Source organism: Nocardia sp. NPDC005978 (assembly GCF_040614455.1).
Classification (GTDB): Bacteria; Actinomycetota; Actinomycetes; order Mycobacteriales; family Mycobacteriaceae; genus Nocardia.
Genome location: NZ_JBEXUS010000218.1, coordinates 1 through 4,263 on the forward strand (window position 1 = coordinate 1; position 4,263 = coordinate 4,263).

Sequence of the window (4,263 nt, forward strand, 5' to 3'; positions counted from 1 at the left end):
CCCGCAACAAGGTTCGCGGCCGTCTCGTTCTGGACTGAGTGGAGCGGGGGAGCGAAGCGGAGGAGCGGAGGGAGGGAAGAACGAGACTTCGGGGCCGCGAACCCCGCCGGAGCGGAGCGGAGGCAAAAGGCACTGCGATAGGGTCGGGTGCTGTGCCTGCTGCTGCTCCCCCCGACTCGGCAACGACCGAGGTACAACCGGACAATGATCCGGTGGTGCTGAAGTCCGATTCCCAGTCCTTCGGTCGCGCGTTCAAGGACTTTCGTGACGGTTTCTCCCAGCGCGAGTTGTGGTTGGCGCTGGGGTGGCAGGACATCAAGCAGCGTTATCGCCGCTCGGTGCTCGGCCCGTTCTGGATCACCATCGCGACGGGTCTGCAGGCGGCGGCCATGGGTGTGCTGTACGCCACCCTGTTCGGGCAGTCGCTGACCTCGTATCTGCCCTACGTCACGGTCGGGCTGATCGTCTGGAACGTGATCTCGGCCAGCATCCTCGAGGGCTCGGACGTGTTCATCGCCAACGAGGGGCTGATCAAACAGCTGCCCTCGGCGCTGAGCGTGCACGTCTATCGCATGGTGTGGCGCCAGTTCCTGTTCTTCGCGCACAACCTGATCATCTACGTGGTCATGCTGGCCGCGTTCAGCATCTGGCGCGATCTGGACTGGACGGTCCTGCTCGCGATCCCCGGACTCCTGCTGCTGTTCCTCAACGCGCTGTGGGTGACCATCGCCTTCGGCATCTTCAGCACCCGCTACCGCGACCTCGCCCCGATCCTGAGCAGCACCACGCTGATGCTCTTCGTGCTCACCCCGGTCATGTGGAAGACCACCGCGCTGACGGGCACCGCCAGCGATCGCGCCAAACTGGCCGAGTTGATCCCGACCTACCATTACCTGGAGATCGTGCGCGCGCCGCTGCTGGGCGATCCGATTGTGCTGCGCAGCTGGCTGGTGGTCCTGGCGATCACCGTGATCGGCTGGATCGTCGCCATACTTGCCATGAAGCAGTACCGTTCCCGCGTCCCCTACTGGGTGTGAAGGCTCAATGACCGACCATGTGAGTATCGAGACCCAGAACGCGTGGGTGGAGTTCCCGATCTTCGACGCCAAATCCCGGTCGCTGAAAAAGGCGTTCCTGGGCAAGGCCGGTGGCGCCATCGGACGCAATCAGTCCGACGTGGTCGTCGTGGAGGCGCTGCGCGAGATCAACCTTTCGCTGAAGGAAGGCGATCGGGTCGGTCTCGTCGGCCACAATGGCGCGGGCAAATCGACACTGCTGCGGCTGCTTTCGGGTATCTACGAGCCGTCCCGGGGCAGCGCGCGCATTCGCGGCCGCGTCGCGCCGGTCTTCGATCTCGGAGTCGGCATGGACCCCGAGGTCTCGGGCTACGACAACATCATTATTCGCGGTCTGTTCCTCGGGCAGACACGTAAGCAGATGCTTGCCAAAATCGACGAGATCGCCGAATTCACCGAATTGGGCGAGTATTTGGCCATGCCGCTGCGGACCTACTCCACCGGCATGCGCGTACGCTTGGCCATGGGCGTGGTCACCTCCATCGATCCCGAAATCCTGCTGCTGGACGAGGGCATCGGCGCGGTCGACGCGGAATTCATGAAGAAGGCGCGAGTTCGCCTGCAGGAGCTGGTGTCCCGCTCCGGCATTCTGGTCTTCGCCAGCCATTCCAATGAATTCCTGGCGCAGCTCTGCGATTCGGCTATGTGGATCGATCACGGTCAGGTACGCATGCATGGCGGCATCGAGGAAGTGGTGCGCGCGTACGAAGGCCCGGAGGCGGGCGATCACGTGGCCCAGGTGCTGCGGGATCTGGAACGTGAACCCGAACGGAATCCCGCATGACCGAGCAGCAGATGACCCCCAACTTCGGTGACGACGCGCGCATCGTCGCCATCGTCGTCACCCATAAACGCCGTGAACTGCTGGCCGAATCGCTGAAGGTGCTCTCCACCCAGACCCGGCCCATCGACCACCTGATCGTCATCGACAACGGCAACGAGCCCGAGGTCGGCGACCTGGTGCGCGGCCAGGCGATCGAATCGACCTACCTGGGATCGGAGCACAACCTCGGCGGCGCCGGCGGTTTCGCGCTGGGCATGCTGCACGCGCTCACCATGGGCGCGGACTGGGTGTGGCTGGCCGACGACGACGGCCGGCCCGAGGGGCCCGAGGTGCTGGCCACGCTGTTCGACTGCGCCGAGCGGCACGGACTGGTCGAGGTCTCGCCGGTGGTCGCCGACATCGACGATCCCGATCGGCTGGCCTTCCCGCTGCGCCGCGGCGTGGTGTGGCGGCGGCTGCGCTCCGAGCTCGGCGACGAGGACTTCCTGCCGGGCATCGCCTCGCTCTTCAACGGCGCGCTGGTCTCCGCGCAGGCCGTGGACGTCATCGGCGTGCCCGATCTGCGGCTGTTCGTGCGCGGCGACGAGGTCGAGGTGCATCGCCGCCTGGTGCGCTCGGGCCTGCCGTTCGGCACCTGTCTGCAGACCGCGTACCTGCACCCCAACGGCTCGGAGGAGTTCAAGCCGATCCTGGGCGGGCGCATGCACACCCAGTACCCGGATGATCCGGTCAAGCGCTACTTCACCTATCGCAATCGCGGTTACCTCATGGCGCAGCCCGGCATGCGCAAGCTGCTACCGCAGGAGCTGGCCCGGTTCGGCTGGTTCTTCCTCGTGCAGCAGAAGGATCCGCAGGGGCTCATGGAGTGGCTGCGCTTGCAGCGGCTGGGGCGGCGCGAACAGTTCCACAAGCCGGAGCAGACCCCGCCGCAGGCGCTCCCGAGCGCGGCGGAGCCGAGCCGGATCGAACCGGACAAGGCGAAATCCTGACCGTTCGCGGGTAAAAGCCCTGGTAGAAAAATCGGTTGCCACACCGTGGCCGACCTGACAGGGTGGGGACGTTCGATTTCGGCTCGCGGTCACCACGGTGATCGCCCAGGGAAGAGAAGGAGGTGGATTTACGTGACTACGACAGTGCGGATTGTCGTGCCTGCGCGAGTTTTCGCTGCGCGCGTATCCACCTCGAACCCCCTGCGCTGAGTCCGACCGACGGGCTCGGCCCGTCGAAGGACCCCCCATCATGTCTCTGGTCGATCTCGACCTGCTCGTTCCCTACGGCTGGACCCCTTCCGTGGCGACCGATTACCTTCCCCTGCTCGATGATTCGGTGATTCCGGCGCGCGTGCTGCGCATGGACCGCAGTGAATGCGACGTCGCCGTGCCGTTCGCCACCACCCGGCTGCCCGATCAGGCCGGGGCGCGCATCGTGCGCGCCCGCTGCCCGCGTTCGGATTCCGAGGTCAGCGGCCTGTGCACCGGTGACTGGGTCGCGCTCGGCAGTGATTCCGGCGCGCTGCCCGACACCCACCGGCTGCTGAACGACGCCGTGGTGCGCCACGTGCTGCCGCGCCGCACCGCCATCGTGCGGGCGGCGGTGTCGGGGCATTCCGACGCCCGGGCGCGGTCGGCGAGCCAGGTACTCGCCGCCAATGTGGACACCGTGCTGCTGTGCTCGCCCGGTGACGGCGATGTGGATCTCGGGCGGATCGAGCGGATGCTCGCGCTGGCCTGGGAATCCGGGGCGCAGCCGGTGGTGGTGCTCACCAAAGCCGATCTGGCCGATGACCTTTCGCTGGATCCGGTGCGGGCGGTCGCGCCCGGGGCCACCGTGGTCGCGGTGAGCGCGAGCACCGGTTTCGGCATGGAGGTGCTGACCGCGCTGCTGGACGGCACCGTCGCACTGATCGGCGCGTCGGGTGCGGGCAAATCCACCCTCGCCAACGCGCTGCTCGGCGCGGATGTGTTCGCCACCAACGCCGTTCGCGAAGGCGACAAGCGCGGGCGGCACACCACGGTGCATCGTGAGTTGCGGCCGCTGCCCGGCGGCGGCACCCTGATCGACACCCCCGGCCTGCGCTCGATCGGCCTGTGGGACGCCGCCCAGGGTCTGGAGCGCACCTTCAGCGAGGTGGAATCCCTTGCCGCGCAGTGCCGTTTCGGTGACTGCACGCACATCGGGGAGCCGGGCTGCGCGGTGCTGGCCGCCATCGAGTCCGGGGAGCTGCCGCAGCGCAGGCTGGACAGCTTCCGCAAACTCACCCGGGAGAACGAGTGGATGGCGGCCCGCACCGATTCGCGGGCCCGCGCCGAACGCGAGAAGCAGTGGCGCGACATCAGCAAGGAACAGCGCCGCATGTACCGCCAGCGCCAGGGCGGCCGCCGCTGATCCGGCGCGGCCGCGCCC

Annotated in this window: 3 protein-coding genes and 1 pseudogene; all 4 read left to right on the forward strand. The window is 67.1% G+C overall.

Annotated elements, in window-relative coordinates; translation table 11 throughout:
* Positions 1-218 precede the first annotated feature (218 nt).
* The 4 genes and pseudogenes from ABZ319_RS40120 (at position 219) to rsgA (ending at position 4,245) form a co-directional block, all read left to right on the forward strand.
* Positions 219-1,037, forward strand: a complete 819-nt coding sequence (locus tag ABZ319_RS40120; RefSeq protein WP_354991836.1) for an ABC transporter permease — start codon at positions 219-221, stop codon at positions 1,035-1,037.
* Positions 1,038-1,044: 7 nt separating this feature from the next.
* Positions 1,045-1,860, forward strand: coding sequence for an ABC transporter ATP-binding protein (locus ABZ319_RS40125; protein ID WP_354991835.1), 816 nt, complete (start codon positions 1,045-1,047; stop codon positions 1,858-1,860).
* Positions 1,857-2,774: pseudogene (locus tag ABZ319_RS40130) on the forward strand (glycosyltransferase family 2 protein); the annotation flags it as partial. The gene ABZ319_RS40125 and the pseudogene ABZ319_RS40130, both read left to right, overlap by 4 nt.
* 331 nt (positions 2,775-3,105) lie before the next feature.
* Positions 3,106-4,245 carry a ribosome small subunit-dependent GTPase A gene (gene rsgA / locus ABZ319_RS40135; RefSeq protein WP_354991837.1) on the forward strand — a complete coding sequence of 380 codons (1,140 nt, stop codon included), beginning with the start codon at positions 3,106-3,108 and terminating at the stop codon, positions 4,243-4,245.
* Positions 4,246-4,263 lie beyond the last annotated feature (18 nt).

What these genes read in the sequence shown, in the direction of transcription:
- ABZ319_RS40125 (WP_354991835.1), top strand. Translation starts at nt 1,045, where the DNA reads ATGACCGACCATGTGAGTATCGAGACCCAGAACGCGTGGGTGGAGTTC.